An 11961-nucleotide genomic window follows, 5' to 3' on the forward strand; every position below is an offset into this window, starting at 1 on the left:
CACCCGCTTTTTAAGTTGTGCTTGCTACCGTTCAATCACAGTCTCTTTGTTTACAAATGACAGAACCTCTTCTAGATAGGGAAGCCCTTCATTGTCACCGGAAACTGTGGTGACGAGCGCACCGACCGCATTGGCAAACTCCAGGCGTTTTTCCGGTTCAAAACCATGCAGATAACTGTACAGGTAGCCGGCATTAAAGCCGTCACCCGCTCCTACCGTGTCAACAGGCGCAACCGGGAAAGCCTCTTTGTGAACCCACTTATGATCATGATACAGCGCAGAACCTGCTTCACCGTCTTTTATGACGAGCTGACTGATTGAATAGGTCTCTGCAAACCGGGCTAATGCTTCATTTTCCCCTATACCTGTCAGCTGTTTCATTTCGTCCCGGCCCGCCAGAAGAATATCAGTATGCGGAAAGATTTGATGAAATGCCGCACGCGCCTCCTCAATCGTCCACAGCTTCAGCCTGATATTCGGATCAAAAGATACGGGAATCTTTCTTGCTTTGGCGATGGAAAGCACCCTTTCAGCAATTTCAAGGTTTTTCTTATCAAGCGCGAGGAACACACCGGTAAGATGAACGATGTGAATGCCGTCAAACATATTCTCTGTTATATCTTCCGGTGCAAGAGTCAGAATTGGTGAATTGAAACGGTAATAAAACGTCTTGCCTGAACCGTCATTTCTGATCTCTTTGACATTTAAAGATGTAGGAAAGCCTTCAACATAGGAGACGTCAGTCACATCAATTCCTTCTCCTCTGGCAAACTGATAAATCACTCTGCCGAACTCATCCTTCCCCAGTCTGCTGACCCACTTTGAGTGCAGATTCAACCTGGCGCATGCAATCGCAAAATTCAGTTCAGCTCCTCCTGCTTTTCGTTCAAAATGGGTAACAAAACGCAAAGGCCCTGTGCTTGCGGGATTTAAGGTGATCATCGCATCACCGATCGTAAAAATGCCATAATCAGAAGCCACATCAATACTCCTTTCTTTTAAGACTAAATCGGTTTGATAAACCGGTTTAGTAAAACTTTATATGAAAACCCTTACACACACAAGAGAAAAATACAGTAAATTCAAAAAAATCTATTTTCGGTAAAAATAACCCGGTTTTTCACATGAAAAAACCCCTCACAACAAAATGTAAGGGGTTTTTTGAAAATTGTATGCACGTTTCCTTAGTTAGCAGTCTTACGTTCAGGGCTTGTACCTTCTTCTTCCGCCCATGTTTCAATATGCTTGAGCTCCGGCGTATTCTCGGCTTTGAATACAGGATCAAGACCTTTTTTGCGCTGAGCGGCATAATCCTTATAGATCTTGTAGGCTACATTACTCAGCAGTAAGATTGCCACTAAGTTAATGAGAGCCAAGAGTCCCATAAACAAGTTTGCCATGTCCCAGACGATCTGGAAGTCAGCCAAACATCCGTATACCACCATCACTACCACGAATACGCGGTAAATATTAAGCCATGTTTTGCTTGTTTTAATAAATTCAATATTCGTTTCACCATAGTAATAGTTGCCGACAACTGAACTGAATGCGAATAAAAACATCGCAATCGCAATAAATGTCGGGGCCCAGCCGCCGAGGTGGTGCTGCAGTGCGGCTTGTGTCACTTGGATGCCGTCGCCTTTAGGCGTAAAGCTGTACAATAAAATGATAAAAGCAGTCGATGTACAAACGATAAATGTATCAAAAAATACGCCGAGCGTCTGAATTAATCCCTGCTTAGCCGGATGCGACACATGTGCAGCCGCTGCGGCATTCGGCGCGCTTCCCATACCCGCTTCGTTAGAAAACAGGCCGCGCTGCGCTCCGATAATAATGATGCTTCCTAAGCTTCCGCCGACGATCTGTTCAAGACCGAACGCATTTTTCACAATCGTAACAAACAGCTCAGGTACCGCTGTAATATTTACAATCACGACATACAGCGCGATCAGAATATACATACCCGCCATGACCGGAACGATTAATTGCGAAACGGAAACAACACGTTTCAGACCGCCGAATATAATGAAAGCCGTTAATACAGCTAAAATGATTGCGATAACTGTTTTATTCACATGGAATGCTTCGTCAAACGCGACAGAAATCGTATTTGACTGCACGGCGTTAAAGATAAGTCCGAAAGAAACGGTAATCAATACGGCAAATAAAATACCGAGCCAGCGGGCGCCCAGTCCCTTTGCCATGTAATATGCCGGACCGCCGCGGAATTCGTCACCGGAACGCACTTTATACAGCTGCGCCAAGGTGCTTTCCACAAAGCTGGAAGCCATACCGACAATCGCTACGATCCACATCCAAAATACTGCGCCGGGACCGCCTGTTGCAATCGCCAGCGCGACGCCGGTCAAGTTTCCGGTTCCGACACGAGAAGCGGCTGAGATAAAGAATGCCTGCATTGAAGATACTCCTTTATTTCCTTGCGGCTTCTCCCCGACGATTCTGAACATTTCAATAAAGTATTGGAATTGAATAAAGCGAAAACGGAACGTAAAGTACAATCCGATCCCGACTAAAATATAAACAAGATACTTCCAAATAAAATCATTTGGAACATTTATGATTTCACTGATGAAAGCCTCCATGTTTAACCTCCCTTTTACATATCTTTTACTGTCATTTTTGCTGCATATGTTAGATCTTTTAACACAACGAGTATTATTATATCACAACAACAGTGGTTGAGAAGTTTTTTTAAGAAAATGTTTCGGTTTCTTCATCACGTCTTTTGCTGTCATGCCCCGTTTTTTATCTTACAGCCCGAAAAATGTTGTCACGTCATAAGGAATGCGTGCATATCATAACAAATAGGTCTTTAAGAAAAAAGAGATGAAAAGATGGATGGAATGGTATATACTTAACCAGGATAATAATTTTTTAAATTTAATAAATATGTTTACTTTACATTTAAATTAGGGTATTATAATAAAAATATTCAGACTTATGAAGGGGGGAGAACATTTGAAAAAAATCTTGTTTTTAAAAGCTTCTATTTTATTTTTAGCGATTGCAAGCTTTCATTTGCTCTCCATTCCCCATGCGTTTGATACTGCTCATCATTTTAAAGCGGTAGCCGACCAGCAGGAAATGCACGAAATGAAGGCCGGCCAAAATGCTGATGATGAGAAAAAATCGCTGACGGGCTCATATATCTTGACGGCGCTTTTTGCCGCTTCTGTCTCACTGATCGTGATATCAGACAGGAGACGCCCCGCTTCCCGGAGAAGACAGCGAAAGAAAAGCTTTTTAATCGCTAAATTTTATCAGTCCTCGTATTTCGATGAGCTTCATGTTCAACATCGCCTATCTATGTAACATAAAATGAGGAGGTTGTTAAACATGTTGTTTATCTTACGAATGGTGATTTTAGGGTTGTTTTCATTCACCGCATTGAATTTATTTGTATGGCAGGGAATCGAAGTCATTCACGCTATCACTGACTTATTCGGCAACCATGAAAGCTAAATAATAAAACCTCCGCTCAATGAGCGGAGGTTTTTTTTATTTTATTTTTACTTTTAAACATCAGACGCGGGTATACGCCATACATCTGTTACCGGCCCTGTCTCATCTTCATCGGTAAAGAAGGAACCGTTGCTGTATCGGTCATTCGCCCGCAAGGACTTCACGGCGATTTCGATTCTCTCGCCTTTTTCTGTTTCCGCAGCGATCATGTCGGCCAAAGCGCACGCGAATACGCCGACAACACGATGCGGGTTCTTTTTAAGTTCACGCAGCATGATGACACCGCGCTTCGCTCTGGATGTTTTTTCGAATTCAGATAGGTTCATCCGCTTGATTGCTCCCCGCTGTGTGACGAGGATAAGCGAATCTGTCTCATGCAGGATTTGCCCTGATACGACGGTATCACCGTCTTTTAAATTTATGCCCTTTACGCCGGCCGCACGGGCACCGACTACATTTACTTCATCTTCACCGAACCATAAACCGTACCCGAGGCGGGTGGCGATAAACAGCTGGCTGCCGCCGTCTGTGACATGAACATCAATCAGCTCGTCGTCCCCTTTAAGGTTAAGGGCAACAAGCGCTTTCGAGTAACGCTGCGCTTTGTAATGCGTCATTTCAGTTCTTTTCACCATGCCGTTTTTCGTCATAAATAATAAATATGAAGATGGATCAAATTCTTTTACCGGTATAGCTTTCACGATGGTTTCATCACGGTCAATCGTGATGATGTTCGTTACGTGCTGCCCCATGTCTTTCCACCTGATATCAGGAAGCTGGTGAACCGGACAATAAACATAGCTTCCCTTATTGGTAAAGAGCAGGAGAACATCCGTTGTATTCATTTCAAATTGGTGAATCAGCCTGTCAGTATCCTTCATACCGAAATCCTGGCCGTTAGAAGCGGCAAATGACCGCTGGCTTGTTCGTTTTACATAGCCGTCTTTTGTGACTGTCACATATACGTCCTCAGAGGCAACCATGACTTCAAGATTGATTTTAATTTCCTCAATCTTTTCTTCAATGACAGACCGTCTGCTGTCAGCATAGGTCTTTTTCAATTTTTTCAGGCTGCTTGTAATGACTTTTAACAGCTTTTTATCATGACTTAAAATGGCTTCGAGCTCCTGAATTTTCTTGCTGAGCTCTTCCGCTTCCTCTTTTAACGCCGTAATATCCGTGTTTGTCAGACGATACAGCTGCAAGGATACGATAGCTTCGGCCTGCGGCTCCGTAAATGCGAATTTAGACATTAAGTTTTGCTTCGCATCTTTCTTGTCGCTGCTTGCCCGGATGACGGCTATGACCTCATCTAACACAGACAGTGCCTTCATCAATCCTTCAACGATGTGGTGCCGCTCTTTTGCTTTTTGCAATTCAAAGACGGAGCGGTTTGTCACCACTTCCTTCTGATGGGAAATATACGCATCCAGGATGGCCGTAAGACTCATCAGCATCGGCCGGCGGTTATGTATGGCGACCATATTAAAGTTATATGTTGTCTGCAGATCAGTGTTTTTATATAAGAAGTTCAAAATGCCTTTTGCATCGGCTTCTTTCTTTAACTCAACGACCACCCGAAGCCCCGTGCGGTCAGTTTCATCCCGGACTTCAGAAATGCCTTCGACTTTTTTGTCTATGCGGTATTCGTCCATTTTCTTTACGAGATTGGCTTTGTTTACTTCAAACGGAATTTCTGTAATGACGATCTGCTCCCGTCCGCCTCTTACGGATTCCACTTCAGCCTTGCCGCGGATAATAATTTTGCCTTTACCGGTTTCATAAGCCTTCCGAATGCCGTCGACTCCTTGAATAATGCCTCCTGTCGGAAAGTCAGGCCCTTTAATCACCTGCATCAAGTCATCGACGGTGCAATCCGGAGATTCAATCCGTTTAATGACGGCATCAATGACCTCACCCAGATGATGAGGGGGAATATCAGTCGCATAGCCCGCTGAAATCCCGGTTGATCCGTTGACAAGCAAGTTAGGGAACATGGCGGGCAAAACAACCGGTTCTTTACTAGTGTCATCAAAGTTCGGAACGAATTCAACCGTATTTTTATCAATATCACGCAAAAGCTCTGACGCGATAGAAGATAATCTCGCTTCCGTATAACGCATGGCAGCCGGCGGATCACCGTCAATGCTTCCGTTGTTGCCGTGCATCTCAATCAGCACATTCCGCACTTTCCAATCCTGGCTCATCCGCACCATCGCTTCATAAACGGAACTATCACCGTGCGGATGATAATTACCGATAACGTTTCCGACCGTTTTTGCCGCTTTACGGAAATTTTTATCGAATGTATTTCCGTCTGCGTGCATGGCGTATAAAATTCTCCGCTGCACCGGCTTTAAACCGTCACGGGCGTCGGGCAGCGCCCTGTCTTGAATAATGTATTTACTGTAGCGTCCGAAACGGTCGCCGATTACTTCTTCTAACGGTAAATCATGAAATAATTCTGGCTGTGCCACTATTAAACCTCCTCAGCGACCGACAAGTTTTCATTTTCTAAAATATTGCTTTCCTCATCTAATCCGAAGGCAACATTCTTTTCAATCCATTTTCTTCTCGGTTCTACTTTGTCTCCCATTAATGTCGTTACGCGGCGCTCTACCCGTGCCGCATCGTCGATCTTGACTCTGACGAGCGTTCGCGATTCGGGATTCATCGTCGTTTCCCAGAGCTGGTCTGCGTTCATTTCTCCCAGACCTTTATAGCGCTGGATGGTATACCCTTTGCCGACTTTCTTTAAAACGCCGTCCATTTCTTCGTCGGACCAAGCATATTCAATAATCTCTTTCTTACCGCTTCCTTTGCTCACTTTGTAAAGAGGCGGAAGGGCGATAAAGACTTTTCCGTGCTCGATTAAAGGTTTCATATAGCGGTAGAAAAACGTTAACAGCAAGACTTGAATGTGCGCGCCGTCGGTATCCGCGTCCGTCATGATAATGATCTTGTCATAGTTGATGTCGTCTATCTCAAAATCTGCGCCGACACCGCCTCCGATCGCATGAATAATCGTATTGATTTCTTCATTTTTGAAGATGTCTGCAAGCTTTGCTTTCTCTGTGTTGATGACCTTTCCGCGAAGGGGCAGCACGGCTTGGAATTTCCGGTCTCTTCCCTGTTTTGCAGAACCTCCCGCAGAGTCTCCTTCCACAAGATACAATTCATTCTTCGCCGGATTTCTGGAACCGGCCGGTGTGAGTTTTCCGCTCAGCGTCGCTTCTGATTTTTTGCGCTTTTTGCCGCTTCTCGCTTCTTCTCTCGCTTTACGGGCTGCTTCACGGGCCTGGCTGGCTTTAATCGCTTTTTTGACAAGCAGGGTTGCCGTATCGCGGTTTTCTTCCAAGAAATAAGCAAGATTCTCGGAAATGACGGCGTCCGCGGCGGATCTCGCCTCACTTGTGCCAAGCTTCCCTTTCGTCTGGCCTTCAAATTGCAGCAGTTCCTCCGGGATACGCACGGAAATAATTGCGGACAAACCTTCCCTGATATCGGAGCCTTCAAGGTTCTTGTCTTTCTCTTTTAAAAGGGCGACCTTTCGCGCATACTCGTTAAACGCTCTTGTCATTGCCGTTTTGGCTCCTGATTCGTGGGTGCCGCCGTCCTTTGTTCTGACGTTATTAACGAATGACAGCATATTTTCTGAATACCCGTCATTAAACTGAAACGCGAAATCGACTTCAATGTCATGATGCTCGCCTTCAAAGGAAACCACTTCGCATAAAGCGTCTTTTTCCTCGTTTAAATAAGCGACAAATGCTTCAATTCCGTTCTCATAATAAAATACTTCTTTTACGCCGTTCCGTTCATCAATTAATTCTATTTTCAAACCTTTTAACAAGAAAGCCGATTCGCGCAGACGTTCTGACAGCGTGTCAAAATTATAAACCGTTGCGCTGAACATTGACGGATCAGGTTTAAAATGGGTAAGCGTTCCCGTTTTTTTGGTCGTTCCGATTTTTTCAAGTGAAGTCACGGGCTTGCCGCCGTTTTCAAACCGCTGTTTATAAACATATCCGTCACGCTCAATAGTAACTGTCAGCCACTCCGATAATGCGTTTACGACAGATGCGCCGACACCATGCAGACCGCCGCTTGTTTTATAGCCGCCCTGTCCGAATTTCCCCCCGGCATGCAGCACGGTGAAAATAACTTCCGGCGTCGGCTTTCCGAGCTTATGCATCCCGGTCGGCATTCCGCGTCCTCTGTCCTGTACAGAGATGCTGTTGTCCTTATGTATCGTTACGATAATATGATCTCCGTAGCCGGCAAGAACTTCATCGACGGAATTGTCGACGATCTCATATACCAGATGGTGCAGGCCGCGTGCGTCCGTCGAACCGATGTACATTCCCGGTCGTTTTCTGACGGCTTCCAGGCCTTCAAGCACCTGTATGGCATCTTCGTTGTAATCAAATTGCTGTTTTCTAGCCAAACGTACAAACCCCTTTCAAAAAACCTGCTCTTAATCATTCTCTTTTTTAAATGTTTTCATGTCTTTGTTTTTCAGTATGCGCAAGCTTCGGTCCAATTCTCCTCGGACTCACAATTATAACCAATATGCTTGATTTCGCAACATATTTAAGCGAATGGCTCGTTTTTTAGGCCGCAAGACATACATTCGAACGGCTTTTCATCTTTTTGGTGCCCTTTTCGGCGGATAAGAACATGAGTTCGCTTTCTATTATATAGCTTTATGCGGGCCATCGCAAACAGACTGTAAACCCCTGTATAAAGGGGTTTCTAAAAAAGCTGTTCATGCTTTATTGTATCTGTTTCATCATCATACGCAAAGAGTATTCTTTCAATAAAAAAGCAAAAACCCCTGATTTGCCAAGGATTTTTGCCTTTTTTGTTCCTATTTTATAACAGCGCGGGCGACTTTTATACATAAATCCATAACAGCCGTCCGTCCTTTGTCTGTAATCATGCGATACGCTTCTTCATTTGCAAGACCCTGCTGCGCCCAAAAAACGGGAGCGTCCGTCTGTAAAAATTCTTCAGCGACGCCGGGAAGCTGCTCAGAGCGTCTGAATACATTCACGATATCAATCGGTCCTTCCACGTCTTTTAATGAAGCGACGGCTTTAACGCCAAGCGCCTCATCAATCGTTGGATTGACGGGAATAATTTCATACCCTTCATCCTGCATCGCTTTGGAAACCATGTAAGAAGTCCGGTCGGGACGGTCTGACAGCCCGACGACTGCGATCCGTTTGCTCCGGTCCAGAATTTCTTTAATCTCTGATTTTGAAGGATTTTGCATCTTTACCATCTCCTTTTGATATATTGTACATGACCGCTTTGCCGGAATCAAAAAAAGCGCTTTGTCAGCTTAATTCTCAAAAAAACTTGTCATCAGACGGTAACAACTCGTGTTAAAATAGAGTGAAGGGACATTGAAAAGGAGAAATGTAGATGTTGATTGCTTTATTGATTATTTTGGCCTATGTAATAGGCAGCATCCCGTCAGGTTTAATCGTAGGCAAACTTGCGAAAGGGATCGATATTAGAGAACACGGAAGCGGCAATTTGGGCGCTACAAATGCTTTTCGCACGCTTGGCGTTAAAGCGGGATCTGTCGTCGTCGCAGCCGATATTTTAAAAGGCACCCTGGCCGCGGCGCTCCCATATTTACTGCACATCCCCATTCATCCTCTTCTCGCAGGGGTGGCAGCAGTGATCGGCCATGTATTCCCCGTGTTCGCAAAGTTTAAAGGAGGCAAAGCCGTAGCCACATCAGGGGGCGTCCTGCTGTTTTATGCTCCGCTGTTATTCGTTACGATGGTTGCAGTATTTTTCGTATTTTTATTCCTTACGAAATTTGTTTCTCTGTCTTCAATGTTAACAGGGATTTATACGATTATTTACTGTCTGTTTGTAAAAGACCCTTATTTATTAATCGTAGTGACGCTTTTGACCGCGTTTGTTATCTACAGACACAGGGCAAACATCAAACGGATTATAAACAAAACAGAACCGAAGATCAAATGGTTTTGATGAAACTTCAATTTTGACATCAAAATGCCATATGCGTTTATAATAGAGATAATTTCTTTATATGAGAAACAAAAAGGGAGTGTTCCGGATGAACATGAAAGTAACGAAAGGCGCGCTGGATTGGTACAAAGAAGAGCTCGATCTGGAAACAGGCGACCATGTCCGTTTCTTTGTCCGTTACGGGGGATGCAGCAACGTTCAGAAAGGCTTTTCTCTCGGCATTTTAAAAGACCGGCCGATGAACATCGGCACCAGCACGGAAGTTGAAGGCATTACCTTTTTTATTGAAGAAAGCGACTTATGGTACTTTGATAATCATGATTTGTCAGTCACATATTCAGATCAGGCGGAAGAGCCGGTATTTGATTACGTGTAAAAAAAAGAACGCAGCGGATGCGTTCTTTTTTTTACAGCCTGAACCTTTTGAGATGATCAGTCAGACGTTCTTTTTCTAATATGCTTCTTTGCGTATCACCGAGCAGGTCAAAGTGGGGAAATTCATTTTTATGGTGAATCCACTCCGGCTTCAGCCCATACTCCGCTCCCCATCTGATCAGCTTATTGAGATCGCTTGAACCGGCCTTCGTCACGGTCTTAGCCTCCGGAAAGCGGTCGTCCAGCCAGTAATGCGTTAAAAAAGCGATTTTCCCTTCCGATACATCCCGCTTCCACCTTTCCAGTTCCTTACGCGTAATTCCAAATGCCATAACTGCAGCCGCTCCTTATTTTTTTGCCTTTTCGTAAGCGGCATGCCAATCAGGAAAAGCTTTGCGAAACTGAATCGGTTTGAAGCTCTCTTTATCAACGCATATATGGGAGGATGTCGCTTTGATGGCAAGTTCTTGATCCGGATTATAGATGTGGTAGCCGTAAACGGTTTTAAATCCGTTATATTCTTCAATCCAAGTATGTACGACAGCCGTTTCTCCGTAGCGGAGCGGCTTTTTATAAGAAATGCTGATATCCAATACAGGGGACAGCACTCCTCTATCTTCCATATCCTTGTAAAGGAATCCGAGTTCCTTAATCAGCGCCGTTCTGCCGACCTCCATCCAGACTAAGTAATTGGCATGATAGACGATGCCCATTTGATCTGTTTCCGCATAACGCACTTCTATTTCTTTTTTTGACACATGCAACGTTCTCTGCTCCCTTATTATCAGATTAGCCCCATTTTATCACAACGAGCCGGAAAGAGAAAAAAACCAGGTTTCCCTGGTTTTTATTATGATTGATAGCCGTTTTCTCTTGAAGCCGATTCATCCTGGATTTCACTGCGGAACGATTCAATGCTTTCATTGCGTCTGGCATTCTTCTCTTGAATGCGCTGTTTTTCCTCATCTGTCGCAAATTCCATTGATTCTTTGGCTTCTTCTATATTTTCAATTGTATTCTGGACCATATCCTGCAGCTTTTCAACGTTATCGGAGCGGTCATCCGGATTCGGTTTTTGATAATTGTTTGTCATAATGTCTGCTCTCCTTTGATGATGTTATTCGCCTTTCGTCTGCATGACAATCGGATGTCCGTTTGACTTGTCATGAAACTTTTCCCCTTTGTTGCGTTTATATTTAACGGGTTTTGTCCCTAAGTGGCTCGGAGCGTATTGCGGCTGGCCGTCTTTCTTGTTTATGCCCATGTTCATCCCTCCTTAAGAGTATATTTTGCAAAAGGAGGTGCAAACATGACTGCAAATTAAAGGTTATTTTTGTTTGAACCGCTGCTCCAGCTTTTCTTCAAGCTGATTCAAATATTCCGTATTGGTCATCAGCTCACGTTTATTTTCCATAACCAATTCATGAAAAGAACGTTTTCGCATTTTTTTCAATCTTCTCACCTCCGTGTTTTCATTCATTTTTTCCAATTTTTCAAAACCTAAGCCCTTCACAATAAAAAAACTGAACCTCTATTTGAGATCCAGTTTTTCTTTCATTTCTTTTTTTGTCATCGTGCCTACGCGAATGTGCAAAATGGTTCCTTTTTCGTCTAATATGTATGTTGTCGGATAAGAAAGCACGTTGAAATCTCCGTTAATTCCGCTTTTGTCAATCAGAATAGGAAAGGTCAGCTGATAATGATCAGCAAATGATTTAACAGCCTGTATATTTTTTTCAGATGATGTAAAATTAACGGCTGCTACCGCAATATCAGGATATTCTTTCTGCAGCTCCTGCATATCGGGCATTTCCATTCGGCACGGCTTGCACCACGTCGCCCAGAAATTGAGGAGCACTTTTTTTCCTTTATAATCAGAAAGGGAGATGCTTTTTCCTGACAATGTATCAAGTGTAAAGTCAGGGGCTTTCATCCCTTCTTCTGTCCCTTCTTTCGGACTTTTTTGTACAGAATAAATGTTCCAGCCCGCATACACTAACAACCCGATTAGTAATATTCCGCCCAGCCATTTCGCAAGCATCTTAAGGCCTCCCGCATAAAAAGAGAGAAAGCAGACTGCTTTCTCTCCTT

At 44.0% G+C, this 11961-nt stretch carries 15 protein-coding genes; 4 read left to right on the top strand and 11 right to left on the bottom strand.

Annotated elements, in window-relative coordinates; translation table 11 throughout:
* Positions 1-24: 24 nt before the first annotated feature.
* Together ACWHAR_RS05230 and ACWHAR_RS05235 are read right to left on the bottom strand one after the other, a co-directional pair.
* A complete protein-coding gene (locus tag ACWHAR_RS05230; protein ID WP_032875057.1) occupies positions 25-981 on the bottom strand; it encodes a sugar kinase in 957 nt (318 codons plus the stop codon).
* A gap of 203 nt (positions 982-1184) precedes the next feature.
* On the bottom strand, positions 1185-2603 hold the full coding sequence (locus tag ACWHAR_RS05235) for an alanine/glycine:cation symporter family protein (protein WP_007410311.1): 1419 nt from the start codon (positions 2601-2603) through the stop codon (positions 1185-1187).
* Positions 2604-2979: 376 nt separating this feature from the next.
* Here ACWHAR_RS05235 and ACWHAR_RS05240 point away from each other — a divergent pair, with 376 nt between their 5' ends.
* Together ACWHAR_RS05240 and ACWHAR_RS05245 are read left to right on the top strand one after the other, a co-directional pair.
* On the top strand, positions 2980-3333 hold the full coding sequence (locus ACWHAR_RS05240; RefSeq protein ID WP_003153956.1) for a hypothetical protein: 354 nt from the start codon (positions 2980-2982) through the stop codon (positions 3331-3333).
* Between the two features lie 24 nt (positions 3334-3357).
* The gene (locus tag ACWHAR_RS05245; RefSeq protein WP_007410313.1) at positions 3358-3483 is read left to right on the top strand and encodes a hypothetical protein; all 126 of its coding nucleotides are present in this window, start codon (positions 3358-3360) and stop codon (positions 3481-3483) included.
* A 53-nt stretch (positions 3484-3536) separates the two neighbouring features.
* On the opposite strand, the gene parC is transcribed toward ACWHAR_RS05245, so the two are convergent.
* The 3 genes from parC to ACWHAR_RS05260 all read right to left on the bottom strand — a co-directional run bounded on the left by parC (position 3537) and on the right by ACWHAR_RS05260 (position 8761).
* Positions 3537-5960, bottom strand: a complete 2424-nt coding sequence (gene parC / locus ACWHAR_RS05250; RefSeq protein ID WP_032875056.1) for a DNA topoisomerase IV subunit A — start codon at positions 5958-5960, stop codon at positions 3537-3539.
* 2 nt (positions 5961-5962) lie between these two features.
* On the bottom strand, positions 5963-7930 hold the full coding sequence (gene parE, locus ACWHAR_RS05255) for a DNA topoisomerase IV subunit B (RefSeq protein WP_032875055.1): 1968 nt from the start codon (positions 7928-7930) through the stop codon (positions 5963-5965).
* Positions 7931-8353: 423 nt separating this feature from the next.
* Entirely contained in the window at positions 8354-8761 is a 408-nt protein-coding gene (locus ACWHAR_RS05260) for a CoA-binding protein (protein WP_007410316.1), read from the bottom strand.
* Positions 8762-8913: 152 nt separating this feature from the next.
* Between ACWHAR_RS05260 and plsY the strand changes: the two genes are divergently transcribed.
* Both plsY and ACWHAR_RS05270 read left to right on the top strand, forming a co-directional pair.
* Positions 8914-9495, top strand: a complete 582-nt coding sequence (plsY, locus tag ACWHAR_RS05265; protein ID WP_032875054.1) for a glycerol-3-phosphate 1-O-acyltransferase PlsY — start codon at positions 8914-8916, stop codon at positions 9493-9495.
* An 88-nt stretch (positions 9496-9583) separates the two neighbouring features.
* The gene (locus ACWHAR_RS05270; protein ID WP_007410318.1) at positions 9584-9871 is read left to right on the top strand and encodes a HesB/YadR/YfhF family protein; all 288 of its coding nucleotides are present in this window, start codon (positions 9584-9586) and stop codon (positions 9869-9871) included.
* A gap of 31 nt (positions 9872-9902) precedes the next feature.
* On the opposite strand, the gene ACWHAR_RS05275 is transcribed toward ACWHAR_RS05270, so the two are convergent.
* The 6 genes from ACWHAR_RS05275 to ACWHAR_RS05300 form a co-directional block, all read right to left on the bottom strand.
* Positions 9903-10202, bottom strand: a complete 300-nt coding sequence (locus ACWHAR_RS05275) for a hypothetical protein (protein ID WP_007611759.1) — start codon at positions 10200-10202, stop codon at positions 9903-9905.
* Positions 10203-10217: 15 nt separating this feature from the next.
* On the bottom strand, positions 10218-10634 hold the full coding sequence (locus ACWHAR_RS05280) for a YbgC/FadM family acyl-CoA thioesterase (RefSeq protein ID WP_003153973.1): 417 nt from the start codon (positions 10632-10634) through the stop codon (positions 10218-10220).
* Between the two features lie 86 nt (positions 10635-10720).
* Positions 10721-10963, bottom strand: coding sequence for a small acid-soluble spore protein Tlp (gene tlp / locus ACWHAR_RS05285; RefSeq protein WP_032875053.1), 243 nt, complete (start codon positions 10961-10963; stop codon positions 10721-10723).
* 24 nt (positions 10964-10987) lie between these two features.
* Complete coding sequence (locus tag ACWHAR_RS05290) at positions 10988-11134, bottom strand: acid-soluble spore protein N (protein ID WP_003153977.1); 147 nt, start codon at positions 11132-11134, stop codon at positions 10988-10990.
* A gap of 63 nt (positions 11135-11197) precedes the next feature.
* Positions 11198-11323 carry an FbpB family small basic protein gene (locus tag ACWHAR_RS05295; RefSeq protein WP_012117651.1) on the bottom strand — a complete coding sequence of 42 codons (126 nt, stop codon included), beginning with the start codon at positions 11321-11323 and terminating at the stop codon, positions 11198-11200.
* 78 nt (positions 11324-11401) lie between these two features.
* Positions 11402-11911, bottom strand: a complete 510-nt coding sequence (locus tag ACWHAR_RS05300; RefSeq protein WP_032875051.1) for a TlpA family protein disulfide reductase — start codon at positions 11909-11911, stop codon at positions 11402-11404.
* Positions 11912-11961: the final 50 nt, after the last annotated feature.

This window comes from Bacillus sp. LR--39, assembly GCF_053613335.1.

Coding starts and splice junctions, on each gene's coding strand:
- plsY (WP_032875054.1), top strand. CDS start 8,914: ATGTTGATTGCTTTATTGATTATTTTGGCCTATGTAATAGGCAGCATC.
- ACWHAR_RS05235 (WP_007410311.1), bottom strand. CDS start 2,603: ATGGAGGCTTTCATCAGTGAAATCATAAATGTTCCAAATGATTTTATT.
- ACWHAR_RS05290 (WP_003153977.1), bottom strand. CDS start 11,134: ATGGGCATAAACAAGAAAGACGGCCAGCCGCAATACGCTCCGAGCCAC.
- ACWHAR_RS05300 (WP_032875051.1), bottom strand. CDS start 11,911: ATGCTTGCGAAATGGCTGGGCGGAATATTACTAATCGGGTTGTTAGTG.
- tlp (WP_032875053.1), bottom strand. CDS start 10,963: ATGACAAACAATTATCAAAAACCGAATCCGGATGACCGCTCCGATAAC.
- ACWHAR_RS05275 (WP_007611759.1), bottom strand. CDS start 10,202: ATGGCATTTGGAATTACGCGTAAGGAACTGGAAAGGTGGAAGCGGGAT.
- ACWHAR_RS05245 (WP_007410313.1), top strand. CDS start 3,358: ATGTTGTTTATCTTACGAATGGTGATTTTAGGGTTGTTTTCATTCACC.
- ACWHAR_RS05270 (WP_007410318.1), top strand. CDS start 9,584: ATGAACATGAAAGTAACGAAAGGCGCGCTGGATTGGTACAAAGAAGAG.
- ACWHAR_RS05260 (WP_007410316.1), bottom strand. CDS start 8,761: ATGCAAAATCCTTCAAAATCAGAGATTAAAGAAATTCTGGACCGGAGC.